Genomic DNA, 24,082 nt, shown 5'->3' with positions numbered 1-24,082 from the left:
CATGGGGGAAGGAACAACGTCATGACCCGCACGATGCTCGCGGCGCTCGCCGCCCTGAGCGCCCTGGCCGCCGCCCCGGCGCTCGCCCAGGGCCAGGCGCCCGCCGCGGCCCAGGCTTCGGCCAGCGCCCAGCCCGCCGCCGCCAAGCTGTCGGTGGAGACCACGCCGATCGAGGCCATCGCCGCCAACGAACAGGGCAAGGCCGCGCTGGAGAAGGTGCTGCCCGGCATCACCAGCCACCCGGCCTACGACCAGTTCAAGGCCTTCACCCTGGCCCAGGTCGCGCCCATGAGCGAAGGCGCCATTGGCGACGCCCAGCTGAAGGCCGTGCAGGCCGAACTCGACAAGATCCCCTAAGGACCAAGGAACCCAGATGAACCGCATGACCATCGCGGGCCTCGCGGCCCTCGCCGCTCTGGCCGCCACGCCGGCGCTCGCCCAGGGCCAGGCTCCCGCCGCCGCCCAGGCCTCCGCCAACGCCCAGCCCTCGGGCGCGCTCTCCGTCGAGACCACCCCGATCGGCGAGATCATCAAGAACGAGAAGGCCAAGGCCGCGCTCGAGGCGGCGCTGCCGGAGATCACCCAGTACTACGACCAGATCGGCGCCATGACGCTGGCTCAGGTCGCGCCGATGAGCCAGGGCGCCATCGACGACGCCAAGCTGAAGGCCATCCAGGCCGAGTTCGACAAGCTGAAGTAACGCTCTGCAGGACCGCCCTCTCCTTCCGGAGAGGGCGCTTCTCCCCGGAAAGGGGCCTCATGAAGCTGCCGCTCGCGTGCCTTGCCCTGGTGCTCACCGCTGGTTCGGCGGCCGCACAGCCGCCTCCGAGTGAAACGGTGGCCACGAGCCAGGCGCTTTCGAACGCCGCGCACAACGCGACGAACAACCAGCAACAGTCCTACGTCACCATGCAGGCGTCGACGACCCAGGGCGTGGCGACGCTCCTGAGTCCCGAACCGGAAAGGGCCGCGCAGGCGCCGGCCTGCGAGGCGGCGGAGTGTCCGAAGCCGCCGCCGCCCGGCCGCGCCGGCTTGGCGAACGACGAGACGCCCGACAAGCAGCCGGACGTCCCGCCGAAGCCCTAGCGGCTCACCACCACTTCTGCGGCCTGGCCTTGAAGTCGGCGGCCTTCTCCAGGGCGCCGCCGAGCGAGAACAGCGTGCCCTCGTCGAGGGCGCGGCCGATGAGCTGCAGGCCGAGCGGCAGGCCCTGGGCGTCGAGGCCGGCCGGCACGCTCATGCCGGGCAGGCCCGCCAGGTTCACCGTCACCGTGAAGATGTCGTTCAGGTACATGGCGACCGGATCGTCCGACTTGTCGCCGAGCTGGAAGGCGGCCGAGGGCGCGGTGGGCGTCAGCAGGGCGTCCACCTTCTCGAAGGCCTTGTCGAAGTCGTCGGCGATGCGGCGGCGGACCTTCAGCGCCTTCAGGTAGTAGGCGTCGTAGTAGCCGGCCGAGAGGACGTAGGTGCCGATCAGGATGCGGCGCTTCACCTCGGCGCCGAAGCCCTCGGCGCGGGTCTTCTCGTAGGTCTCGGTGAGGTTGCCGCCCTCGACGCGCAGGCCGTAGCGCATGCCGTCGTAGCGGGCGAGGTTCGACGAGGCCTCCGCCGGGGCGATGATGTAGTAGGCCGGCAGCGCGTACTTGGTGTGCGGCAGGCTGACCTCGACGATCTCGCAGCCGGCCTCCTTCAGCCAGGCGATCCCCTGCTCCCAGAGCCTCTCGATCTCCGGGGGCATGTTGTCGACGCGGTACTCCTTGGGCACGCCGACGCGCAGCCCCTTCACCGACTTGCCGACGAAGGACGCGAAGTCCGGCGTCTCCACGGCCAGGCTCGTGGAGTCCTTGGGGTCGTGGCCGCACATGGAGGTGAGAAGGAGCGCGGTGTCCTCGACCGTGCGGGCCATCGGGCCGGCCTGGTCCAGCGAGGAGGCGAAGGCGACCACGCCCCAGCGCGAGCAGCGGCCGTAGGTCGGCTTGATGCCCACCGTGCCGGTGAAGGCGGCGGGCTGGCGGATCGAGCCGCCGGTGTCGGTGGCCGTGGCGCCCAGGCAGAGCCCCGCCGCGACCGCCGCCGCCGAGCCGCCGGACGAGCCGCCCGGCGTGAGCTGGGCGTTGCCGCCCGTGGCCCGCCAGGGGTTGACCACCGGCCCGAAGGCCGAGGTCTCGTTGGACGAGCCCATGGCGAACTCGTCCATGTTGAGCTTGCCCAGCATCACCGCCCCGTCGCGCCAGAGGTTGGCGGTGACGGTGGATTCGTACTGCGGGATGAAGCCGCCGATGATGTTCGAGCCCGCCGTCGAGCGGACGCCCTCGGTGCAGAACAGGTCCTTGATGCCGAGCGGCGCGCCGTCCAGGCGGCCGGCCTCGCCACGCGCGCGGCGTTCGTCGGAGGCCCTGGCCATCTCCAGCGCCTTGTCCGGGGTCTCCAGGACATAGGCGTTCAGGGCGCGGGCGGCTTCCACCGCGTCGACGTGGGCCTGGGTGAGCTCCAGCGAGGAGAAGGACTTGTCGGCCAGGCCGTCGAGGGCGGCCTTCAGGGTCAGGGCGGTGAGGTCGGCCATGGCTATTCGACCACCTTCGGCACCACGAAGAAGGCGCCCGCGCGCTTCGGCGCGTTGGCGAGCACGCGCTCGGGATCGCCGCCATCGGTGACCACGTCGTCGCGCATCGGCAGGGTCGCGTGGACGGCCGTGGTCATGGGCTCGACGCCGTCGGTGTCGACCTCGTTGAGCTGCTCGATCCAGTCGAGGATGCCCGACAGCTCCCGAGCCAGCGGCTCCAGCTTCTCCTCGGGCTCGGCGATCCTCGCCAGCCTGGCGACCTTGCGCACGGTCGCCGCGTCGATGGCCATGACCATCCCTCCTAAAACTCAGGCGCGTGGGTTAGCCGTGGCGGGCGTGCTTTTGCAAGCGATCCCTCCTAAAGGGACGCCATGCCCGTCGTCGACCTCCTGGAGCTGCCCGCCGCCACGGCGCCCTACACGCCGCTGGTGGGCCTCGACCTGGGCGAGAAGACCATCGGGGTGGCGGTCTCCGACGCCACGCGCACGGTGGCGAGTCCGCTGGAGCTGATCCGCAAGACGAAGTTCGGCGACGACGCCGCGGCCCTGTTCAGGGCCATGGAGAGCCGCGGGGCCACCGGCATCGTCATCGGCCTGCCGGTGAACATGGACGGCAGCGAGGGCGCCCGCTGCCAGTCCAGCCGCGCCTTCGCCCGCAATCTGCTCAGGCTCAAGGACGTGCCGATCGCCTTCTGGGACGAGCGGATGTCCAGCATGGCGGTCAACAGGATGCTGATCGGCGAGGCCGACCTGACGCGCGCCAAGCGCGCCGAGGTGGTCGACCGCGCCGCCGCCGCCTGGATCCTCCAGGGGGCCCTGGAGCGGCTCAGGAACGCCTAGAGCCCGCCCGCGAACAGGTCCGGCTTGCCGAGCGGGACGCCGCGGTTGCGCAGGATTGCGTAGGCCATCGACAGGTGGAAATAGAAGTTGGTGGTGGTGAAGCCCGCGATCCACTGGCCGACCGGCAGGGTGGGCTTGATCTGGCCGAGGTCGAAGGTCAGCGGGACGTCGTCGCGGCCCTGGAACTGGGCGGGGGTGAGCCCGTCGATGAAGGCCTGGGCCTCGGCCACGCGGGCGAGGATCTCGGCCAGGCCCGGCTCGCCCTCGATGGTCACCGGCTGCGGCAGGTCGGCGGCGCGGGCCAGCCACTGCTGGGTGAACTGGATCACGGTGATCGCCTGCTGGCGCAGGTCGAACATGTCGGGCGCGAGGCTCCAGCGCAGCATCTCGGTCTCCGGCACGCCGGCGGCGGCCGCATGGTCGGCGCCCTTCTTCAGGATGTGCTGCAGGGTGGTCATGCCGCGCGAATAGCCGCGCACGTAGCTGTAGAGATCGACCGTCATTCCGTTTCCCCCGTTGATCGCTCACTCCGGTATGGCGCCGCGGCCGGGCCGGCGAAAGGGGCGCTTCCCTCCCCGCGGAAAGCCACTTAAGAGGGCGCTTTAATGAGCGGCGCCCCCACCGGTCTGAACGAGGTCCTCGGCAGGACCTTCCCGTTTCCGAAGCGGCACTTCCTTTCCGTGATGGACCTGAACGAGGTGGAGGTGGCCGACCTCCTCGACCTCGCCGACGGATTCGTCGCCCTGAACCGCCAGACCTCGAAGAAGCTGGACCTGCTCAAGGGCAGGACGCTGATGAACCTGTTCTTCGAGAACTCCACGCGGACCCAGAGCTCCTTCGAGCTGGCGGGCAAGCGGCTGGGCGCGGACGTGGTCAACATGAGCCCCCGCTCCTCCTCGATCTCCAAGGGCGAGACCCTGATCGACACGGCCGTGACGCTGAACGCCATGCAGCCGGACCTGCTGGTGGTGCGGCATTCCTCGTCGGGGGCCGCCTCCCTGCTGTCGCAGAAGGTCGGCTGCTCGGTGGTCAACGCCGGCGACGGCCAGCATGAGCACCCGACCCAGGCGCTGCTCGACGCGCTGTCCATGCGGCGCGCCTTCGGCCGCATCGCGGGGCTGAAGGTCGCCATCTGCGGGGACATCCTGCACAGCCGGGTGGCCCGCTCGAACATCGCCCTGCTGCAGATGCTGGGCGCGCATGTGCGGCTGGTCGGCCCGCCGACCCTGATCCCGACCCAGGCCGACCGCTGGAACGTCGAGATCTTCCACGACATGCGCAAGGGCATCGCCGGCTGCGACGTGGTGATGATGCTGCGCCTGCAGCTGGAGCGGATGGACGGGGTGATGGCCCCCTCGCAGCGCGAGTACTTCCGCTTCTTCGGCCTCGACCGCGAGAAGCTGGCGCATGCCTCGCCGGACGTGAAGGTGATGCATCCGGGGCCGATGAACCGCGGGGTCGAGATCGATTCCGACGTGGCCGACGACCTTTCGGTGAGCCTGATCCAGGACCAGGTCGAGATGGGCGTGGCCGCGCGCATGGCGGTGCTGACGGCGCTGGCCGCCCGGCTGGACAACCAATGACCGCCGCCCGCCCCCTCGCCTTCACCAATGTCCGGCTGGTGGACCCGGCCTCTCGCTACGACGGCCCGGGCGCGGTGATCGTCACCGAGGGGGTGATCGCCGATGTCGTCCAGGGCGGCGGGCCCGGCGCGCTGTCCGCCGACGTCGAGGTGATCGACGGCCAGGGCAAGCTGCTGATCCCCGGTCTCGTGGACATCCGGGTGAAGACCGGCGAGCCGGGCGCCGAGCCCAAGGAGACCCTGAAGTCGGCGGCGCGCGCGGCGGCGGCGGGCGGGGTGACCTCGATGGTCGTACAGCCGGACACCCATCCGGTCGTGGACGACCCCTCGGTGGTGGACTTCATCCTGCGGCGCGCCCGCGACATCGAGCTGGTCAACGTCTATCCGGCCGGCGCGGCCACCAAGGGCTGCGAGGGCAAGCGGATGGCCGAGATCGGCCTGATGCACGAGGCCGGCTGCCTCTATGTCACCGACGCCGACCGGCCGATCGTCGATTCCAAGGTGTTCCAGCGGGTGCTGGCCTACGCCAAGTCGTTCGGCGTGCTGGTCGCCCACCGGCCGGTCGACCCGTGGCTCGCGGCCGGCGCGGCGGCGACGGCGGGCGAGTTCGCCTCGCGGATGGGCCTGCCCAGCGTCCCGGCGATCGCCGAGCGGATCGGGCTGGAGCGCGACCTGGCGCTGGTGGAGCTGACCGGCGCGCGGCTGCTGGTGGACCAGGTGACGACGGGTGCGGCGCTCGAGGCCCTGCAGCGCGGCCGCGACCGGGGCCTGCCGGTGACCGCCACCACCTCGATCAACCACCTGTCGTTCAACGAGATCGACATCGGCGACTACCGCACCTTCTGCAAGGTGGACCCGCCGCTCCGGGGCGAGGACGACCGCAACGCCCTGATCGAGGCCGTCGCCTCGGGCCTGATCCAGGTGGTGGTCTCGGCCCACGCCCCGGCCCCGGCCGAGGACAAGCGCCTGCCCTACGACGAGGCCGCGCCGGGCGCGGTGGGACTGCAGACCCTGCTGCCGGCGCTGATGACCCTGTTCCACGAGGGGCGCGTGCCGCTGATCGACCTGATCCGCACCGTGACCAGCGCCCCGGCCGACCTGCTCGGCCTGCCGGCGGGCCGGCTGGCCAAGGGCGCGCCGGCCGACCTCGTGCTGTTCGACCTCAACGCGCCGGTGCTGATCGACGCCGACCAGCTGATCTCAAAGTCGAAGAACTCGCCCTTCGACGGCCGGCGGCTGCAGGGCAAGGTGCTCAGGACCCTGGTGGACGGGCGGACGGTGTTCGGCGGCTGAGTTCGCGGTTCGTTCTTGCCCGCCGTGGACGCCACGGCTAGGCTTGCCCGCGCCGTAGCCGGTGACGCCGCCTGCAACCGGCGGTAACTAGGCGCGACGTCTTCTGGGGGATCCGTCCATGTTCGAAGGTCTCAGCCCGACGCTGGTCGCGCTCGCGGTGGTCGGGGGCTACCTGCTGGGGTCGATCCCGTTCGGGGTGATCGCCACACGCATGGGCGGCACGGGCGACGTGCGGTCGATCGGCTCGGGCAACATCGGGGCGACCAACGTCCTGCGCACCGGCCGCAAGGACCTGGCGGCGATCACCCTGCTGGGCGACGGCGGCAAGGGCGCCCTGGCGGTCTTCCTGGCCTGGCTGGCGACCCGCGACCACACCCTGCCCGCGCAGGCGGTGCTGACCTCGCTGGCCGGCTCCGCAGCGTTCCTGGGCCACCTGTTCCCGGTCTGGCTGGGCTTCAAGGGCGGCAAGGGGGTGGCGACCTTCTTCGGCACCCTGATCGCGGCGGCCTGGCCGGTGGGGCTGGCGGCCGGCGCCACCTGGATCGTCATGGCCTTCCTGTTCCGGATCTCGTCGCTGGCGGCGCTCGTGGCCTTGGCGGTGGCGCCGCTCTACGTCTTCGCCTTCGGGCGGCCCACGCCGATCGCGGTGATGGCGCTGTTCATGGGGGTGCTGAGCTACATCCGGCACGCCGAGAACATCCGCCGCCTGCTGAAGGGCCAGGAGCCGCGCATCGGCGGGTCCAAGGCGGCGGCCGAGCCCAAGGCGTGATCCGCGAGCTCTCGGACGCCGAGCGCCGCGACTGGCTGCGGCTGGCGCGCACCGAGAACGTAGGGCCGGTCACCTTCGACCAGCTGATCCAGCGCCACGCCGACGCCGGCGCGGCGCTGGCCGCCCTGCCCGAGCTCGCCCGGCGCGGCGGGCGCATGGGCGGGCTGAGGATCACGACCCCCGACGAGGCGGACAAGGAGCTGGCGGACGGCGACCGCCTCGGCGCGCGGCTGATCGCGTCCTGCGAGCCCGACTTCCCGCAGGCGCTGGCGGCGCTGGACCCGCCGCCGCCGCTGATCTGGACCCGCGGCCGGGTCGAGCTGCTGCACAAGCCTTCGGTGGCCATCGTCGGCGCCCGGGTCGCCTCCGCCGCCGGCCAGCGCTTCGCCCGCGGCCTGGCCGCCGAGCTCGGCCAGGCGGGGCTGGTGGTGGTCTCCGGCATGGCCCGTGGCATCGACGGGGCGGCGCACGAAGCGGCGCTGGCGACCGGCACGGCGGCGGTGCTGGGCGGCGGGGTGGACGACGTCTACCCGGCCGAGCACGCCGGGCTCTACGCCCGGATCGTCCGCGAGGGCTGCGTTGTCTCGGAGAGCGAGCCCGGCCGCACGGCCGTGGCGCGCGACTTCCCGCGCCGCAACCGGATCATCTCGGGCCTTTCCCAGGCCGTGGTGGTGGTGGAGGCCGAGCTGCGCTCCGGCTCGCTGATCACCGCCCGGCTCGCCGCCGAGCAGGGCCGCGAGGTGCTGGCCGTGCCGGGCTCTCCGCTCGATCCCCGGGCCAAGGGCTGCAACGACCTGATCCGCCAGGGCGCGGCGCTGTGCGAGGGCGCCGAGGACGTGCTGCGCGCGCTGGAGGGCCTGCGCGGCTTCCGCGAGCCCGACCGCCGCTACGCCGCCGACCCCGGCCCTCCGCCCGACGACGGCCTGCGGGACCGGGTGGCCGCCCTGCTCTCCCCCACCCCGGTCAGCCGCGACGAGATCGTTCGCGCCGTCGGCGCGCCGGCCCCGGCCGTGTTCGCCGCCTTGGTGGAGCTGTCGCTGGCCGGCCGCGCCGAGCTGCAGCCCGGCGGCATGGTGGCCGCCGGATGAGTCCCGGGGATGACGAGGACGGGAACATTCCCCCAAAGGGGGAAGACGCCGCCCGTCCCGACTGTGCGTCCAAGGACCGTTGACAGGCCGATGGCGCCGCCCCCACCTTCCGCCCTCCCCGAGCCGGGCGTCATCGCCCGCGGAAAGTCAGATTCCCTAAAGATATGAACGTCGTCGTCGTCGAGAGCCCGGCCAAGGCCAAGACCATCAACAAGTACCTGGGCTCCGGCTACACGGTGCTGGCCTCCTATGGCCACGTCCGCGACCTGCCCGCCAAGGACGGCTCCGTGCGCCCGGACGAGGACTTCGCCATGTCCTGGGACGTGGACGCCAAGTCCGCCAAGCGCCTCAACGACATCGCCGACGCCGCCAAGGGCGCCGAGCTGATCATCCTGGCCACCGACCCCGACCGCGAGGGCGAGGCCATCTCCTGGCACGTCCTGGAGGTGCTGCAGAAGAAGCGCGCCCTGAAGGACGCCAAGGTCCAGCGGGTGGTGTTCAACGCGATCACCAAGTCGGCCGTCACCGAGGCGATGAAAAACCCGCGCGACATCGACATGGAGCTGGTCGACGCCTACCTGGCGCGCCGCGCGCTGGACTACCTGGTGGGCTTCACCCTCTCGCCCGTGCTGTGGCGCAAGCTGCCGGGCTCGCGCTCGGCCGGCCGGGTGCAGTCGGTGGCCCTGCGCCTGATCGTCGACCGCGAGCTGGAGATCGAGCGGTTCCGGACCCAGGAGTACTGGACCGTCGACGCCGACGTCTCGGCCGGCGGCGACCCGTTCAACGCCCGGCTGGTGAAGCACGAGGGCAAGCGGCTCTCGAAGTTCGACCTCGGCGACGAGACCTCCGCCTTCGCCGCCCGCGAGGCGGTGAAGGCTGCGACCTTCAAGGTCGCCGCCGTGGAGAAGAAGCCGGCGAGGCGCTCGCCGCCGCCGCCCTTCACCACCTCGACCCTGCAGCAGGAGGCCGCGCGCAAGCTCGGCTTCTCGGCCCAGCGCACCATGCAGGCCGCCCAGAAGCTCTACGAGGGCGTCGACATCGGCGGCGAGACCGTCGGCCTGATCACCTACATGCGGACCGACGGCGTGCAGGCCGCGCCCGAGGCCCTGGACGAGGCGCGCCAGGTGATCGGCGGGCTCTACGGCCGCGAGTACGTCCCCGAGAGCGCGCGGATCTACAAGACCAAGGCGAAGAACGCCCAGGAGGCCCACGAAGCCATCCGGCCGACCAGCCTGGCCCGCAATCCCGGCAAGCTGCGGCTCGAGGGCGATCTCGGCCGGCTCTACGAACTCGTCTGGAAGCGGATGATCGCCTCCCAGATGGAGAGCGCGCGGATCGAGCGCACGACCATCGACCTGGAGAGCGCCGACGGGAAGACCGGCCTGCGCGCCAGCGGCCAGGTGGTGCTCTTCGACGGCTACCTGGCGGTCTACGAGGAAGGGCGCGACGATCCGGACGACGAGGAAGGCGGCCGCCTGCCGCAGGTCGCCGAGGGCGCCGCCGCCAAGGTGGTCTCCGCCAAGGCCGACCAGCACTTCACCGAGCCGCCGCCGCGCTACTCGGAGGCCAGCCTGGTGAAAAAGATGGAGGAGCTCGGCATCGGGCGGCCCTCCACCTACGCCTCGATCCTGACCGTGCTGCGCGACCGGGCCTATGTGCGGATGGAGAAGAACCGCTTCATCCCCGAGGACAAGGGCCGGCTGGTCACCGTCTTCCTGGAGGAGTTCTTCAAGAAGTACGTCGAGTACGACTTCACCGCGGACCTGGAGGAGAAGCTCGACCTGGTGTCGGCCGGCGAGCTCGACTGGAAGGTCCTGCTGCGCGAGTTCTGGCAGGACTTCCACGCCAAGGCCGAGGAGATCGGCCAACTCCGCACCCGCGAGGTGCTGGACGCGCTGGACGGGGCGCTTGCGCCCTTCCTCTATCCGCAGAAGGCCGACGGCTCCGACCCGCGGGTCTGCCCGACCTGCAGCACCGGCCGGCTCAGCCTGAAGACCAGCCGCTACGGGCCGTTCGTGGGCTGCTCGAACTATCCGGAGTGCCGCTACACCCGGCCGATCGCCCAGGGCGAGGACGCCGAGGGCCAGGCGGAGAACGGCGACCGGGAGCTGGGAACCGACCCGGACACCGGGCTCGTGGTCTACCTGAAGAGCGGCCGGTTCGGGCCCTATGTGCAGCTCGGCGAAGGCGACAAGCCCAAGCGCGCCAGCCTGCCCAAGGGCTGGAGCGCGCCGGACATGGACCTGGAGAAGGCGCTCAGGCTGCTGAAGCTGCCGCGCGAGGTGGGCTTGCACCCCGAGGACGGCCAGCCGATCCTGGCCGGCATCGGCCGCTACGGGCCGTTCGTGCAGCACAACGGGACCTACGCGAACCTGTCGGGCGCCGACGAGGTGTTCGAGGTGGGCCTGAACCGCGCGGTGGCGCTCCTGGCCGAGAAGCGGGCCGGCCGCGCCGGGCGCACCGAATCGGCGGCGCTGAAGGAGCTGGGGGCCCACCCCGGCGACGGCCAGCCGGTGCGCGTGCTCTCGGGCCGCTACGGTCCCTACATCAAGCACGGGTCGACCAACGCCAACGTGCCGCGCGGCAAGGAGCCGTCGGCGGTGACGCTGGAGGAGGCGGTGGCCCTGCTCGCCGAGCGCGAGGCCAAGGGCGGCGGCAAGAAGAAGCCGGCCCGCGCGGCCAAGGCCGAGCCCAAGGCCGCCGCCAAGAAGGCGCCCGCGAAGAAGGCGCCCGCGAAGAAGGCGGCCGCGAAAAAGCCTGCGGCCAAGAAGGCCGCGCCTAAGAAGGCGAAGGCGACGGCTTAGAGTCCTCCTCCACCGCTCGTCCCGGCGGAAGCCGGGATCCAAGCGGCGTTGCGGGATCAGGCCCGGCGGCTAACCTCGGACTCGGCTTGGGTCCCGGCTTCCGCCGGGATGAGCGGAGTTGTGGATGCCAACGGCGAAGGCGAACGGGATCGGGCTGTACTACGAGCGGGCGGGGTCCGGCCCGCCGCTGCTGTTCATCTCCGGGACCGGCGGCGACCTGCGCAACAAGCCCAACCAGTTCGACGGGCCCCTGCCCCGCAGCTTTGACATGGTCTCCTACGACCAGCGGGGGCTCGGGCAGTCGGACAAGCCGGACGTCCCCTATTCGATGGCCGACTACGCCGACGACGCCGCGGCCCTGATGGACCACCTCGACTGGGCGGACGCGTACGTCATCGGCGTCTCGTTCGGCGGCATGGTGGCCCAGGAGCTGGTGCTCAGACACCCGCAGCGCGTGCGCCGGCTGGTGCTGGCCTGCACCTCGCCCGGCGGCGCGGGCGGCTCGTCCTTCCCGTTCCACGAGATCGAGCACCTGAAGGGCGTGGCCCGGGCCCGCTACATGATCCCGATCTCCGACACCCGGCGCGACGAGGCCTGGGCCGCGGCCAATCCCGACCCGTACGAAAAGCTCGTGGAGCTCGCCTCGGCCGATCCCTTCGCCGACGAGCCAGGCCACGCCGCGGGCGCGCATCGGCAGCTGGAGGCCCGCGCGGGCCACGACACCTGGGACCGGCTTCCGCAGGTCCGCTGTCCCGTGCTGGTCGCCGCCGGCCGCTATGACGGCATCGCCCCGTTGGACATCCAGGAGCGGCTCGCCGCGCGGATCCCCGGTGCGCGCCTGCAGGTGTTCGAGGGCGGCCACCTGTTCATGATCCAGGACCGCACGGCGACGCCCGCCATGGCCGCCTTCCTGCTGGAAGGCTGAACCGCGAAAGGCCCGCGGCGTTCGTGCTAAGCAACGCCATGGCCCGACCCCGCATCCCCAAAGCCGCCCGATTCCCGCAAGGGCTGCCCGACCGCGACACCCTGCTGAACTACCTGCGCGAGACGGGCGAGGCCGACCGCGCCGCCATCGCCCGCGCCTTCGGCCTGAAGGGGGCGGACCGCCGGGCGCTGCGGGAGATGCTGAAGGAGCTGGAGGACTCGGGCGCGCTGGCGCGGCGCGGCCGCAAGGGCTTCGCCGAGACCGGCGCCCTGCCGGAGGTCGGCGTGGTCGACGTGGTGGAGCGCGATCCCGACGGCGAGCTGCTGGTGAAGCTGGCCAAGGCCGAGGACGCGCCGCTGGTGCTGCTGGCCCCCGACCGCAAGGCCGAGGCGGGCCAGGCGCCGGGCCTGGGCGACCGGCTGCTGGTGCGGTTCGTGCGGGTCGAGAGCGGCGAGTTCGAAGCGCGGCTGATCAAGCGGCTCGGCCAGAGCGCCCACCGCATCCTGGGCGTCGTCCGCAAGGCCCGGCGCGAGGTGCGCGTGGAGCCGGTGGACCGCCGCACCAAGGAGAGCCTGGTGCTCTCGCCCGAGCAGGCCGAGAGCCTGCGCGACGGGGACCTGGTGATCGCCCAGGTGGGCGCCGCCGAGCGCCGCTACGGCCCCAAGAGCGGCAAGCTGCTGGAGGTGGTCGGCCGCGAGGACGAGCCGCGCGCCGCCTCGCTGATCGCCATCCACACCCACGGCATCCCCATGGGCTTCAGCCAGGCGGCCGAGGCCGAGGCGGAAGCCGCCGAGCCGCCGACCCTGGCCGGCCGCGAGGATCTGCGCGACGTCCCCTTCATCACCATCGACCCGGCCGACGCCCGCGACCACGACGACGCGGTCTATGCCGAGCCGGACACCGACGAGAAGAACCCCGGCGGCTGGATCGTCTGGGTGGCCATCGCCGACGTCGCCGCCTACGTGCGGCCCGACAGCGCGCTCGACCGCGAGGCGCGCGACAAGGGCAACAGCGTCTACTTCCCCGACCGCGTGGAGCCGATGCTGCCCGAGCGGCTCTCCAACGGGCTGTGCAGCCTGCGGGAGGGCGAGAACCGCGCCTGCATGGCCGTGCGGATGGTGTTCGGCGCGGACGGCCGCAAGCGCTCGCACCGCTTCGTGCGCGGCCTGATGCGCTCGGCCGCCAAGCTTTCCTACGAGCAGGCCCAGGCCGCCGCCGACGGGACCCCCGACGACAAGACCGGCCCGATCCTGGAGTCGATCATCCGGCCGCTGTGGACCGCCTACGGCGTGATGAAGAAGGGCCGCGACGCGCGCTCGCCGCTGGCCATCGAGAGCATGGAGCGGAAGATCGCCATCAACCGCGAGGGCGAGATCACCTCCATCACGCCCCGCGCGAGCCTCGAGGCCCACCGGCTGATCGAGGAGATGATGATTCAGGCCAACGTCTCGGCCGCCGAGACCCTGGAGCAGAAGAAGACGCCGCAGATCTACCGGATCCACGACGCGCCCAGCCAGGAGAAGCTGCAGGCCCTGGTGGACTTCCTGCAGACCCTGGAGATCAGCTGGACCAAGGGCGAGGCGCCGCGCACCGAGCGCTTCAACCGGCTGCTGGACCAGACCCGCGAGACGCCGCACGCCGAGATCGTCAACGAGGTGGTGCTGCGCAGCCAGATGCAGGCGATCTATTCCACCGAGAACATCGGCCACTACGGGCTGAACCTCGCCAAGTACGCGCACTTCACCTCGCCGATCCGCCGCTACGCCGACCTGATCGTCCACCGGGCGCTGGTCCGGGCCCTGGGCTTCGGCGACGACGGCCTCTCGGACCGCGACATCAGCCAGATGAAGCTCACGGCCGAGATGATCACCGCGTCCGAGCGGCGGGCCATGGCCGCCGAGCGCGACGCCACCGACCGCTACATCGCCGCCTTCCTGTCCGACCGGATCGGGGCGGAGTTCGCGGGCAAGATCACCGGCGTCACCCGCTTCGGGCTGTTCGTGCGGCTGGCCGAGACCGGGGCCGACGGCCTGGTGCCGGTGTCGAAGCTGGGCGGTGAGTACTTCGTCCACGACGACCGGGCGCACGCGCTCGTCGGCGAGCGGACCGGGGCGCGCTGGCCGCTCGGCATGGCGGTGACCGTGCGGCTGGAGGAGGCCACCCCGATCACCGGCGGCCTGCTGTTCGAGATGCTGAGCGAGCCCGCCCCGCCGGACCGCAACGCGCCCCGCCCGCGCCTGGGCGTCCGCGCCCGCGGCGACCGTCGCCCGGGCGGTCCCAAGCCGCACAGCGGCCGGCCCGCGGGGATCAAGACCGGCCGCAAGAAGAAGATGGGCGGCGGCAAGCGGCGCTAGGTCACGGCCGGGCTGACGTTACGTCGCGCTTCCCACGGCTCCGGCGCGGGTCATACAGTTGTTCGCATGAGTGACGCTCCGCCAGATCCGCCAGATCCCCCGGGATTCAAGCCCGAGGGCCCGCCGCGCGTCCCCGGCCAGCGCGCCGTGCGGCCGAAGAACGCCGCCACGGTGATGATCATCCGCCGCGACGCGGCCAAGCCGCGCGTCCTGATGGGCCGGCGCCACGGCGGCCACAGCTTCATGCCCGACCGCTGGGTGTTCCCCGGCGGGCGGATCGACCGGGCGGACTACCGCGCCCCGTTCGCCACCGACCTGCGGCCCGACGTGCAGGCGGTGTTCGACGCCTATCTGAAGCCGGGCCGCGGCCGGGCGCTGGCCCTGGCCGCGGTGCGCGAGACCTGGGAGGAGGCGGGCCTGCTGCTGGCGCGCCCGGGGCCCGAGCGACCCTCCGCCGGCCCCTGGCGGCCGTTCATCGAGCAGGGCGCCCTGCCCGACCTGGAGGCCCTGGACGTCATCGCCCGCGCCATCACCCCGCCGATGGTCGGCAAGCGGTTCGACACCTGGTTCCTGCTGGCCGACGCCGAGCGGCTGATGAGCCTGGACCGCCAGGCCGACTGCGGCGAACTGGACGAGATCGCCTGGGTGGACTTCGACGAGGCCCAGGCGCTGCCCTTGCCCTCGGTCACCCGGATGATGCTGCGCGAGGCCGTGGCCCGCATGGAGGATCCGCAGCGGCCGAAGCCGTTCCTGCGGTTCCGGGCGGGCGGGATGAAGCCCGCACACCTCTAGTGCATTGACTTCCCGCTGCGGATTCGTATTTTCCGCCGCTCTTTCGAACACCCGCCGGCGGTGCCCATCCGCTTTGGCCCCGCCCGAGGACGAGACCCATGGCGAAGCCCGCCTCCATCAAGATCCGCCTGAACTCGACGGCGGACACCGGCTTCTTCTACGTGACCAAGAAGAACGCCCGCACCAAGACCGACAAGATGGTGCTGAAGAAGTACGACCCGATCGTGCGCAAGCACGTCGAGTTCAAGGAAGGCAAGATCAAGTAAGGCGTCGCGCCAGCGCAGACGCAGATGAATGGCCCGGCTCCCGCCGGGCCATTTTCGTTTCAGGGCTGGTCAGCGACGAAGCTCGTCTCGACGCCGTAGCCCACGCCGGACACGCTGGCTTCCCCCATGATCACCTGGGTAAGAGCTTTCACCTGCCCGTTGGAGTTGCGACAGGCCTGCTGGAGCTTCTGGTTCACCGCCGCGACGATGTTGATGCTCCCGCCGTTGTGCCAGGTCCGCAGCTTGTCGGAGTACTGCAGGTCCACCATCAGCGGGTAGTTCCCGGGATACGGACGCGAGATGCTCGACCCGTGCGGAACGTCGAGGAAGCCCGACACGCTGTCTTCGACGCGCCACTGCACCTTCAGCTGCAGGGGAATCGGCACGCCGGCTTCGAGGAACACGCCGTTGTTGACGATGACCACCTCGTTGGTCACCACCGTGCACTCCGCCGCGGCGGACGTCGCCAGGCCCCCCGCGCTCAGGACCGCGGCCACAAGAACTCCAAACCTCATCGAATACCCCCGTTCCGAAAACGGCGGCATGAAGGCCGAGCCGGCCCGCTACAGTCAAGCTGCGTGGGCGATGACCCGGTTGCGGCCGGAGGCCTTGGCCTCGTAGACGGCCTCGTCGGCGCGCTTGAGCAGGCTCTGGGGGGCCTCCTCGCCAGGCAGGCTGGTGGCCACGCCGATCGAGATGGTGACGCTGAGCAGCTCCTTGCCGCCCATCACCCGGAACGGCGAGCCGGCCACGTGCAGCCGGATCCGCTCGGCGATGCGCCGGGCGTCGACCAGCTTGGTGTCGGGCATGACGATCACGAACTCCTCGCCGCCGTAGCGGACGGGCAGATCGACGGCGCGGACGTTGGAGGCCAGCCTGACGGCGAACTCCTTCAGCACCTCGTCGCCGACATCGTGGCCGAAGCCGTCGTTGATCTTCTTGAAGTGGTCGATGTCGAGCACCAGCAGGGACACTGGATTGCCGCCGTGCGCCGCGCGGCGCATCAGCGCCTCGAGCTGGCCGGTCATGTAGCGGCGGTTGTGCAGGCCGGTGAGCTGGTCGGTGACGGCCAGCTCCAGCGAATGGTCGAGGTTGTCGCGCAGGTGCTCGGTGTAGCGCTTGCGGCGGATCTGGGTCTTGGCCCGCGCCGCCAGCTCCTGCGGGTCGATCGGCTTGGCCAGGATGTCGTTGACCCCGATCTCCAGCGCCTTCACCAGCCGCTGCCGCTCGTCGAAGTCGACGATGGCCAGGACCGGCAGGTTGCGGGTGGCCTCGTCCGAGCGCAGCTGGGCGCAGAAGCGCAGGCCATCGAAGGCCTTGGCCCCCGCGTTGACGATCACCAGGTCCACGGGACCGCGGGCCGTCATCAGGGCCTTCTCCGGATCGGTCTCGACGATCGGGCGGTGCTCGATGGAGAGCTCGACGCACACCCGACGGGCCTGGCGCTCCTGGTCGTCGACGATGAGGATGCGCCCGCCGGTCCCGCCCATGCGCGAGACCGCGCCGCCGATCAGGCCCATGCGCCGGCCGGAGGCCTCGCGCTCGCGCAGCTCGTCGATGATCGCCTTCAGCCGGGTCAGGCTGCGCACCCGGGCGAACAGCATGACGTCGTCGATGGGCTTGGTGAGGAACTCGTCGGCCCCGGCCTCCAGCCCCGCCACGCGGTCGGAGCGGCCGTCCAGGGCGGTGACCAGCACCACCGGGATGTGGCGCGTCTCGGGATCGTCCTTCAGCCGCCGGCAGACCTGGAAGCCGTCCATGCCGGGCATCATGACGTCGAGCAGAATGATGTCGGGCTTCTCGGCCGCGGCCATGGCCAGGCCCGTGGGGCCGTCCTGGGCGGTGAGCACCTCGTAGTATTCCGCCGAGAGCTTGGCCTCGAGCAGGCGCACGTTCGCCTCGATGTCGTCGACGACGAGGATCCGCGCGGTCATCGCCTAGTCCAGGAGGCGCTTGATGGTGTCGAGGAAGTGGGACACCGAGATCGGCTTGGAGATGTAGGCCTCGCAGCCGCCCTCGCGGATCCGCTCCTCGTCGCCCTTCATGGCGAAGGCGGTGACGGCGACCACGGGGATGGAGGCGAGGTCCTCGTCCTCCTTCAGCCACTTGGTGACCTCGAGCCCCGAGATCTCCGGCAGCTGGATATCCATGAGGATCAGGTCGGGGCGATGCTCGCGGGCAAGCGACAGCGCCGCGAGTCCTTCGCGGGTCTGGAGGGTTTCGTACCCCTGGGCTTCGAGCAGATCATGAAAGAGCTTCATGTTCAGCTCGTTATCCTCGACGATGAGGACCTTCTTGGGCATTCGGGACCCGGCGCTGTTCCTGAGGAGACCCGCACACGGCGATCCTCATCTCGCGCCCATTGATCAACCGGATATCCTTAAACTTCGTTAGCCGCGTCAGGACGCAAGCCTTGGCAGACCCCGCCGCCCGTTCCGCCCCGCGCCTCGCGGACCTCGGCCTCTCCGTCGAGCGGCCGCTGGTGATCGTCGACGTGGACGAGGTGCTGGGCCTGTTCATGCAGGGGTTCGGGGCCTTCCTGGCCGCCCAGGGCTACGAGTTCCGCGTCGACCGCTTCGCCCTGTTCCAGAACATCTATCGCCCTGGGGCGGCGGAGCACCTGCCGGTGGACGAGGGCAAGCGGCTGTTCGACGAGTTCTTCCGCACGGGCTGCGGCGAGATCGAACCCGCGCCGGGGGCGGTGGAGGCCCTGAAGCGCCTGGGCGGCCGGGCGGAGATCCTGATTCTCTCCAACGCCCCGGCCGACGCCGAGCGGCTGCGCTCGGCCTGGCTGAAGCGGCACGGTCTGCCGCACCCGCTGATCCTCAACACCGGGCCGAAGGGGCCGGTGACCCACGCGCTGGCCTCCCAGACGCCGCAGCCGGCCGCCTTCGTGGACGACCTGCTGCCGAACCTCGATTCGGTGGCCGAGCACGCGCCCTGGGTGGCCACCTTCCAGCACGTGGCCGACGAGCGGCTGCGGCCGCTGGCGCCCCGGTCGGACCGGCACGCCCGGCACGACGACTGGGCGGAGCTGGCAGCGGCCATCGAGGCGGCGATCGCCCGCTAGGGGCGACCGCCGCGCCGGGCGCCTACTTCGCGGCGAAGCAGTAGAACTTGCCCGCGCCGCCGGAGGCCGCGAGGTTCGCCTGGCTGCAGCCGCGGGAGGGGTGGGCCGAGTTCCAGGAGGTGGGGTTGGCGCCCCCGCCGGTGCGGTCGTGGTGGCCGACCTGGGCCGCGCCCTCGCCGTTCGCCGTCCAGTTGGCGCAGGTCAGGTTCGACGCGCCGGTGGCGAGCGTCCCGTCCAGGGCCGAGCCCGTCAGGATGTCGTGCTGGTTGGGCGTGTCGCCGCGGCCGTTGACCACCGCGCCGGCGTCGGTGAGGGAGGTCTGCTTGCCGAGCTTGTTGGTGTCGGAGTGCAGGTCGGCCACGTCGCGGGCCACCATCTCGCCCTTGAAGTTGTACCAGGGGCCGCGGCCGATGCGGTCGCGGGCATTGATCGCGGGTTTGCCGCCGGCGGCGTCGGCGCTGAGATAGGCCCGCCAGGTCTTCTTGCCGGCCCCCACCCGCGCGGCCAGCATCTGGCAGTGCTTGTCGGCGCCGGCCAGGCCGCCGAGGTTCGCCCCGTCGCCGACGCCCTCGCTGGTGATGAAGAAGCTCATCTTGGGATCGGGCTTCGGCTTGTCCTGCGCGTGGACGCCGAACGCGGCGGCCGCCAGCGCAGCCGAGGCCACGACGCCGAGGGCGATGGTCCTGTTCATTTCATGCCTCCCTGTGGAGGCGCGGTTATAGCCTTCCGTAGGGAAAAGCCGAAGGGTCGCAGGCCGGGCTCGGCGCGGCGGGAACAAATCAGGTATCAAGGGCCGATGATCCGCATCGGCGTGGACTTCGGCGGGACCAAGATCGAGGCCGCGGCGCTGGACGCCGAGGGGCGCTTCCAGGCGCGCGTGCGGGCGGCCTCGCCGAAGGACTACGGCGAAGGACTGGACGCCGTGCGCGCCCTGGTGGCCGAGGCCGAGCGGCAGGCGGGGGCGCGCGCCGCCCGCGTGGGCGTCGGCGGTCCGGGCTCGGTGTCGCCGAAGAGCGGTCTGGTGCGCGGCGCCAACTCCACCCAGCTCAACGGCCGCGCCTTTCCCCAGGACCTGGCGCGCACGCTGGGGCGGCCGGTCCGCTACGCCAACGACGCCAACTGCCTGGCCCTCTCCGAAGCGACGGACGGAGCCGGCGCGGGCGCCGGGGTGGTGTTCGCCGCCATCCTCGGCACCGGCGTGGGCGCCGGGGTCGTCGTGGACGGGCGCCTGGTGGAGGGGCGCAACGGCTTCGCCGGCGAATGGGGCCACGCGCCCCTGCCCTGGCCCAGCGCCGAGGAATATCCGGGGCCGCCATGCTGGTGCGGCCGGCGCGGCTGCCTGGAGCTGTGGGTCTCCGGGCCGGGGCTGGCCCGCGACGCCGGGCGGCCCGCGGAAGCGGTCGCCGCCGAGCCCGACGCGGCGCTGGATCGCTACGTCGACCGGCTGGCGCGGGGACTGGCCATGGTGTGCGACGTGCTCGATCCGGACGTGATCGTCCTGGGCGGCGGCCTGTCCAACGTCGACCTGCTCTATTACCGCCTGCCCGGCGCCATCGCCCCACACGTGTTCTCCGACGTCTTCGAGACGCCGGTGCGCCGGGCGGTCCACGGCGACTCGTCGGGCGTGCGCGGCGCGGCCTGGCTGTGGCCGCCGCCATGAGGGCCTTCTGCCGCGACTGCTTCTGCACGGGCCCGCAGGCGGTGCGGCGCTGCCCGTCCTGCGGCTCGCCGCGGGTGGTGGCCCACGAGGAGCTCGAGAGCCTGTCCATCGCCCACATGGACTGCGACGCCTTCTACGCCAGCGTGGAGAAGCGCGACCGGCCCGAGCTGCGCGACCGGCCGGTGATCGTGGGCGGCGGCCGGCGCGGCGTCGTGACCACCTGCTGCTACATCGCCCGGATCTCCGGCGTGCGCTCGGCCATGCCGATGTTCAAGGCGCTGAAGCTCTGCCCCGAGGCCGTGGTCATCAAGCCGGACTTCAGCAAGTACCGCTTCGAGAGCCAGCGGATCCTCGGCCTGGCCGGCGAGCTCACGCCGCTGATCCAGAACCTGAGCCTGGACGAGGCCTGGATGGACCTGTCGGGCACCGAGCGGCTGCACGGCGCGGCGCCGGCCCTGACGCTGGCCCGGCTGCAGGCCAGGATCGAGGCCGAGACCGGGCTGACCGTCTCCATCGGCCTGGCGGCCAACAAGTTCCTGGCCAAGATCGCCTCGGACCTCGACAAGCCGCGCGGCTTCTCGGTGATCGGGGCGGCGGAGGCCGAGAGCTTCCTCAGCAGCCGGCCGGTGGGCATCCTGCCCGGCGTCGGCCCGGCCATGGTCGCCTCGCTGGAGAAGGCCGGCTACCGCACCGTGGGCCACCTCGCCCGCGCCGAGCAGAAGGACCTGGCCTCGCGCTTCGGCGCGCACGGGCTGCGGCTCTTCGAACTGGCGCACGGCCGCGACACCCGGGCGGTCAATCCGCACGAGGCGCGCAAGGGGATCAGCGCCGAGACGACGTTCAACGAGGACCTGTCGGCCCTCTCCGACCTTGAGGACGTCCTGGCCGAGCTCAGCGAGAAGGTCGCGCGCCACGCCCGCAAGGACGGGGTCGCCGGCCGGGTGGTGACGCTGAAGCTCCGGACCACAGACTTCAAGATCCACACCCGGCGCAAGACCATCGCCCTGCCCACCCAGACGGCGAAGACCCTGTTCGCGGTGGGCCGCGAGATGCTGGCCCGGGAGGCGGACGGGCGGCCGTTCCGCCTGATCGGGATCGGCATGGCCGAGCTGGTGGAGGCCGACGCGGTGGAAGGCGACTTCTTCGCCGGAGAGGAGCGTCGGGCTCTGGCCTCCGAGAAGACGCTCGACGCGCTTCGGGCCCGCTTCGGGGCGGGCGCCGTGACGTCAGGCCGGATTCTGCGTGCAAAGGCGGCGCTCAAGGAGGATTGATGGGCGTCATGGCCCCGATCGCGCGCCGCAGGCACAAAAGCCGGCCACCGCGCGGGGGCGTGACACTTGGGCCCTTCCAAATGGAAATGTTTTCCATATCTAATCACTCAAGGACGGGGCGGTGGCCTCGTCAGGAGATCCGTTCGATGAGCGAACGCAAGCAGGGTGATAACGACACCGGCGTTCGGTCGGCCGTGATCACACAGACAAAGCCCAAGACGCAGAAACCCGCGATGTATCGCGTGCTTCTGCTGAACGACGACTACACTCCGATGGAATTCGTCGTTTATGTGCTTGAGCAATTCTTCAATAAGTCGCGCGAAGACGCGACTCGGATCATGCTGCACGTACACCAGCACGGCGTGGGTGTGTGCGGGGTGTTCACGTACGAAGTGGCGGAAACAAAAGTGGCCCAGGTCGTTGATACCGCACGCCGGCACCAGCACCCGCTGCAGTGCACCATGGAAAAGGATTAGAGGCTCTTGCCTTCATTTTCGCGCCAGCTCGAAGAGTCCCTTCATCGCGCCGTCGCCTACGCCAACCAGCGCAAGCACGAATACGCTACGCTTGAGCACTTGCTGCTCTCCCTGGTGGACGACGAAGACGCCGCGGCGGTGATGCGCGCCTGCGACGTGGACCTCGGGTCGCTCCGCACCACCCTGACCAATTACGTCGACAACGAGCTGCGCTCGCTGGTCGTGGACGACGGCGAGGACGCCAAGCCCACGGCGGGCTTCCAGCGCGTGATCCAGCGCGCGGTGATCCACGTGCAGTCCTCGGGCCGCGAGGAGGTCTCCGGCGCGAACGTGCTGGTGGCGATCTTCTCCGAGCGCGAGAGCCACGCCGCCTACTTCCTGCAAGAGCAGGACATGACGCGCTACGACGCGGTGAACTACATCGCCCACGGCATCGCCAAGAAGGCCGGCGCCGGCGAGGCCAAGCCCGTGAAGGGCGCCGAAGAAGAGGACAAGCCCACCGTCAAGACTGGCGGCGAGGCGCTCGAGGCCTACTGCATCAACCTCAACGAGAAGGCCAAGCAGGGTAAGGTCGATCCGCTGATCGGCCGCATGGCCGAGGTCGAGCGCGCGATCCAGGTGCTCTGCCGCCGGACCAAGAACAACCCGCTGCTGGTGGGCGACCCCGGTGTCGGCAAGACCGCCATCGCCGAGGGCCTGGCGCGCAAGATCGTCAACAAGCAGGTCCCCGACGTGCTTGCCGGCTCGACTATCTTCTCGCTCGACATGGGCGCGCTGCTGGCCGGCACCCGCTACCGCGGCGACTTCGAGGAGCGGGTCAAGCAGGTCGTCAAGGAGCTGGAGAACCACCCCGACGCGATCCTGTTCATCGACGAGATCCACACCGTGATCGGCGCGGGCGCCACCTCGGGCGGGGCGATGGACGCCTCGAACCTGCTGAAGCCGGCGCTGGCCTCGGGCACCCTGCGGTGCATGGGCTCCACGACCTACAAGGAGTTCCGCCAGCACTTCGAGAAGGACCGGGCGCTCGTCCGGCGCTTCCAGAAGATCGACGTGAACGAGCCCACGATCGACGACACGATCAAGATCCTGAAGGGTCTGAAGACCTACTACGAGGACTTCCACAAGCTCCGGTACACCAACGACGCCATCAAGGCGGCGGTGGAGCTGTCGGCGAAGTACATCACCGACCGCAAGCTGCCGGACAAGGCCATCGACATCATCGACGAGGCGGGCGCCTCGCAGATGCTGCTGGCCGAGGGCAAGCGGAAGAAGATCATCGGCCTGAAGGAGATCGAGGGCGTCGTCGCCAAGATCGCCCGCATCCCGCCGAAGTCGGTCTCCAAGTCGGACACCGAGGCGCTGAAGCAGCTGGAAGGCGACCTGAAGCGCGCGGTCTACGGCCAGGACGAGGCGATCGACAGCCTGTCGTCGGCCATGAAGATGGCCCGGGCCGGCCTGCGCGACGCCAACAAGCCGATCGGCTGCTACCTGTTCACCGGCCCCACCGGCACCGGCAAGACCGAGACGGCGCGACAGCTGGCCTCCACCCTCGGGATCGAGCTCCTGCGGTTCGACATGTCCGAGTACATGGAGCGCCACACGGTCAGCCGCCTGATCGGCGCGCCTCCGGGCTACGTCGGCTTCGACCAGGGCGGCCTGCTGACCGACGCCGTCGACCAGCATCCGCACGCGGTGGTCCTGCTCGACGAGATCGAGAAGGCGCACCCGGACGTCTACAACATCCTCCTGCAGGTCATGGACCACGGTCAGCTGACCGACTCCAACGGCAAGAAGATCGACTTCCGGAACGTCGTCCTGATCATGACGACCAACGCCGGGGCCTCGGACGCCCAGCGCAACTCCATCGGCTTCGGCCGCGGCAAGGCCGAGGACGAGGTGGACGAGGCGCTGAAGCGGCTGTTCACGCCGGAGTTCCGCAACCGCCTGGACGCCATCGTGCACTTCAAGGCGCTCACCCCGGAGATCATCCGGCAGGTGGTGCAGAAGTTCATCATCCAGCTGGAGGCGCAGCTCGCCGACCGCCACGTCACCATCGAGACGGACGACGAGGCGGCGGACTGGCTGGCCAAGAACGGCTTCGACGAACTCTACGGCGCCCGCCCGCTGGGCCGGGTCATCCAGGAGAACATCAAGAAGCCGCTGGCCGACGAGATCCTGTTCGGCCGGCTGGTCAAGGGCGGCCACGTCCGCGTGGTGCTCAAGGACGGCAAGCTGGGCTTCGAGATCGAGGGCGAGACGCGCGAGCGCGGCGCCCCGGTGATCGAGAACCCGGCCGAGGAGGACGCCGCCGAGCTCACCGAGTAGGC

25 protein-coding genes are annotated in these 24,082 nt (G+C 70.8%); 18 read left to right on the top strand and 7 right to left on the bottom strand.

What is annotated here, in order from left to right; translation table 11 throughout:
* The first annotated feature begins 21 nt into the window (after positions 1–21).
* The 3 genes from VM685_RS01690 to VM685_RS01680 are packed head-to-tail and all read left to right on the top strand — an operon-like array spanning position 22 to position 1,086.
* Positions 22–357 (top strand): hypothetical protein, encoded by a 336-nt coding sequence (locus VM685_RS01690; protein WP_325458373.1) that lies wholly within the window; start codon positions 22–24, stop codon positions 355–357.
* Positions 358–373: 16 nt separating this feature from the next.
* Entirely contained in the window at positions 374–700 is a 327-nt protein-coding gene (locus tag VM685_RS01685) for a hypothetical protein (protein WP_325458372.1), read from the top strand.
* A gap of 59 nt (positions 701–759) precedes the next feature.
* Positions 760–1,086, top strand: coding sequence for a RebB family R body protein (locus tag VM685_RS01680; protein ID WP_325458371.1), 327 nt, complete (start codon positions 760–762; stop codon positions 1,084–1,086).
* A 4-nt stretch (positions 1,087–1,090) separates the two neighbouring features.
* On the opposite strand, the gene gatA is transcribed toward VM685_RS01680, so the two are convergent.
* A complete protein-coding gene (gene gatA, locus VM685_RS01675; RefSeq protein ID WP_325458370.1) occupies positions 1,091–2,563 on the bottom strand; it encodes an Asp-tRNA(Asn)/Glu-tRNA(Gln) amidotransferase subunit GatA in 1,473 nt (490 codons plus the stop codon).
* Positions 2,564–2,565: 2 nt separating this feature from the next.
* Positions 2,566–2,853: an Asp-tRNA(Asn)/Glu-tRNA(Gln) amidotransferase subunit GatC gene (gene gatC, locus VM685_RS01670; RefSeq protein ID WP_325458369.1), complete on the bottom strand. Its 288-nt coding sequence runs from the start codon at positions 2,851–2,853 to the stop codon at positions 2,566–2,568.
* Positions 2,854–2,934: 81 nt separating this feature from the next.
* Here gatC and ruvX point away from each other — a divergent pair, with 81 nt between their 5' ends.
* A complete protein-coding gene (gene ruvX, locus VM685_RS01665; protein ID WP_325458368.1) occupies positions 2,935–3,402 on the top strand; it encodes a Holliday junction resolvase RuvX in 468 nt (155 codons plus the stop codon).
* On the opposite strand, the gene VM685_RS01660 is transcribed toward ruvX, so the two are convergent.
* Entirely contained in the window at positions 3,399–3,905 is a 507-nt protein-coding gene (locus VM685_RS01660; RefSeq protein ID WP_325458367.1) for a DUF1993 domain-containing protein, read from the bottom strand. The two genes, ruvX and VM685_RS01660, sit on opposite strands and share 4 nt — an antisense overlap.
* A 102-nt stretch (positions 3,906–4,007) precedes the next feature.
* Between VM685_RS01660 and VM685_RS01655 the strand changes: the two genes are divergently transcribed.
* The 9 genes from VM685_RS01655 to rpmG all read left to right on the top strand — a co-directional run bounded on the left by VM685_RS01655 (position 4,008) and on the right by rpmG (position 15,275).
* Positions 4,008–4,985: an aspartate carbamoyltransferase catalytic subunit gene (locus VM685_RS01655; RefSeq protein ID WP_325458366.1), complete on the top strand. Its 978-nt coding sequence runs from the start codon at positions 4,008–4,010 to the stop codon at positions 4,983–4,985.
* Positions 4,982–6,277, top strand: coding sequence for a dihydroorotase (gene pyrC / locus VM685_RS01650; protein ID WP_325458365.1), 1,296 nt, complete (start codon positions 4,982–4,984; stop codon positions 6,275–6,277). The genes VM685_RS01655 and pyrC overlap by 4 nt, the downstream gene beginning before the upstream one ends.
* A gap of 118 nt (positions 6,278–6,395) precedes the next feature.
* The gene (plsY, locus tag VM685_RS01645) at positions 6,396–7,046 is read left to right on the top strand and encodes a glycerol-3-phosphate 1-O-acyltransferase PlsY (protein WP_325458364.1); all 651 of its coding nucleotides are present in this window, start codon (positions 6,396–6,398) and stop codon (positions 7,044–7,046) included.
* A complete protein-coding gene (gene dprA, locus VM685_RS01640; protein ID WP_325458363.1) occupies positions 7,043–8,134 on the top strand; it encodes a DNA-processing protein DprA in 1,092 nt (363 codons plus the stop codon). The genes plsY and dprA overlap by 4 nt, the downstream gene beginning before the upstream one ends.
* 164 nt (positions 8,135–8,298) lie before the next feature.
* Positions 8,299–10,938 (top strand): type I DNA topoisomerase, encoded by a 2,640-nt coding sequence (topA, locus tag VM685_RS01635; RefSeq protein ID WP_325458362.1) that lies wholly within the window; start codon positions 8,299–8,301, stop codon positions 10,936–10,938.
* Positions 10,939–11,062: 124 nt separating this feature from the next.
* On the top strand, positions 11,063–11,863 hold the full coding sequence (locus VM685_RS01630; protein WP_325458361.1) for an alpha/beta fold hydrolase: 801 nt from the start codon (positions 11,063–11,065) through the stop codon (positions 11,861–11,863).
* 38 nt (positions 11,864–11,901) lie between these two features.
* Entirely contained in the window at positions 11,902–14,217 is a 2,316-nt protein-coding gene (gene rnr, locus VM685_RS01625) for a ribonuclease R (protein WP_325458360.1), read from the top strand.
* A 66-nt stretch (positions 14,218–14,283) separates the two neighbouring features.
* Complete coding sequence (locus VM685_RS01620) at positions 14,284–15,009, top strand: NUDIX hydrolase (RefSeq protein ID WP_325458359.1); 726 nt, start codon at positions 14,284–14,286, stop codon at positions 15,007–15,009.
* Between the two features lie 98 nt (positions 15,010–15,107).
* The gene (rpmG, locus tag VM685_RS01615; RefSeq protein ID WP_012521869.1) at positions 15,108–15,275 is read left to right on the top strand and encodes a 50S ribosomal protein L33; all 168 of its coding nucleotides are present in this window, start codon (positions 15,108–15,110) and stop codon (positions 15,273–15,275) included.
* Between the two features lie 59 nt (positions 15,276–15,334).
* Here rpmG and VM685_RS01610 read toward each other — a convergent pair whose 3' ends face one another.
* From VM685_RS01610 to VM685_RS01600, 3 genes are all read right to left on the bottom strand, one after another.
* A complete protein-coding gene (locus VM685_RS01610; protein ID WP_325458358.1) occupies positions 15,335–15,772 on the bottom strand; it encodes a hypothetical protein in 438 nt (145 codons plus the stop codon).
* 72 nt (positions 15,773–15,844) lie between these two features.
* Positions 15,845–17,209, bottom strand: coding sequence for a PleD family two-component system response regulator (locus VM685_RS01605; RefSeq protein WP_325458357.1), 1,365 nt, complete (start codon positions 17,207–17,209; stop codon positions 15,845–15,847).
* A gap of 3 nt (positions 17,210–17,212) precedes the next feature.
* Complete coding sequence (locus tag VM685_RS01600) at positions 17,213–17,578, bottom strand: response regulator (protein ID WP_325458356.1); 366 nt, start codon at positions 17,576–17,578, stop codon at positions 17,213–17,215.
* 110 nt (positions 17,579–17,688) lie between these two features.
* Between VM685_RS01600 and VM685_RS01595 the strand changes: the two genes are divergently transcribed.
* On the top strand, positions 17,689–18,345 hold the full coding sequence (locus VM685_RS01595) for a hypothetical protein (RefSeq protein ID WP_325458355.1): 657 nt from the start codon (positions 17,689–17,691) through the stop codon (positions 18,343–18,345).
* A gap of 22 nt (positions 18,346–18,367) precedes the next feature.
* On the opposite strand, the gene VM685_RS01590 is transcribed toward VM685_RS01595, so the two are convergent.
* Positions 18,368–19,036, bottom strand: coding sequence for a hypothetical protein (locus tag VM685_RS01590; protein ID WP_325458354.1), 669 nt, complete (start codon positions 19,034–19,036; stop codon positions 18,368–18,370).
* Positions 19,037–19,141: 105 nt separating this feature from the next.
* On the opposite strand from VM685_RS01590, the gene VM685_RS01585 reads away from it, so the two are divergent.
* From VM685_RS01585 to clpA, 4 genes are all read left to right on the top strand, one after another.
* Positions 19,142–20,005 carry an ROK family protein gene (locus VM685_RS01585; RefSeq protein ID WP_325458353.1) on the top strand — a complete coding sequence of 288 codons (864 nt, stop codon included), beginning with the start codon at positions 19,142–19,144 and terminating at the stop codon, positions 20,003–20,005.
* Entirely contained in the window at positions 20,002–21,276 is a 1,275-nt protein-coding gene (locus VM685_RS01580; RefSeq protein ID WP_325458352.1) for a DNA polymerase IV, read from the top strand. Before VM685_RS01585 ends, VM685_RS01580 begins: the two co-directional genes overlap by 4 nt.
* Before the next feature lie 146 nt (positions 21,277–21,422).
* Complete coding sequence (gene clpS, locus VM685_RS01575) at positions 21,423–21,752, top strand: ATP-dependent Clp protease adapter ClpS (RefSeq protein ID WP_325458351.1); 330 nt, start codon at positions 21,423–21,425, stop codon at positions 21,750–21,752.
* A gap of 6 nt (positions 21,753–21,758) precedes the next feature.
* On the top strand, positions 21,759–24,080 hold the full coding sequence (clpA, locus tag VM685_RS01570; RefSeq protein WP_325458350.1) for an ATP-dependent Clp protease ATP-binding subunit ClpA: 2,322 nt from the start codon (positions 21,759–21,761) through the stop codon (positions 24,078–24,080).
* Positions 24,081–24,082: the final 2 nt, after the last annotated feature.

The sequence above is a fragment of the Phenylobacterium sp. genome, from assembly GCF_035539035.1.
In the GTDB taxonomy this organism is placed as follows: Bacteria; Pseudomonadota; Alphaproteobacteria; order Caulobacterales; family Caulobacteraceae; genus Phenylobacterium.
This window is presented reverse-complemented; position numbering and strand designations above follow the sequence as displayed.